General features: G+C 69.1%; 1 protein-coding gene. It reads right to left on the bottom strand.

Features of this window, described 5'->3' with window-relative positions; all coding sequences use genetic code 11:
* The coding region (locus SB717_RS37585) for a hypothetical protein (RefSeq protein ID WP_410908236.1) at positions 1 to 256 on the bottom strand (256 nt) is incomplete at both ends.

Here is a 256-nt window from a genome sequence, read left to right as displayed (position 1 = left end):
CGACATCGCCGACCGACAGGCCGCCGAGCTTGCCGTCCTCGGTCGTGAACGCCTCGACACCGCTCGCCGCGACCTTGTCCTTCCAGTCGGCGCCGAGCGCCTTCTCGATCGCGGGCTCCAGATCGATCGCGGCGTGACCGTAGGTGTCGATGTTGCTCGTCGGCTTTCCGCCCGAGATGCCGAAGACGTCGGGCCCCTCGCTGCCGGCGAGGGCCGGCCGCATGGCGTTGACGTAGTCGTCGCTCACGCCGAAGTA

Origin of the sequence: Priestia sp. SIMBA_032 (genome assembly GCF_046535215.1) — a bacterium.
GTDB classification, from domain to species: Bacteria; Bacillota; Bacilli; order Bacillales; family Bacillaceae_H; genus Priestia; species Priestia aryabhattai.
This window is presented reverse-complemented; position numbering and strand designations above follow the sequence as displayed.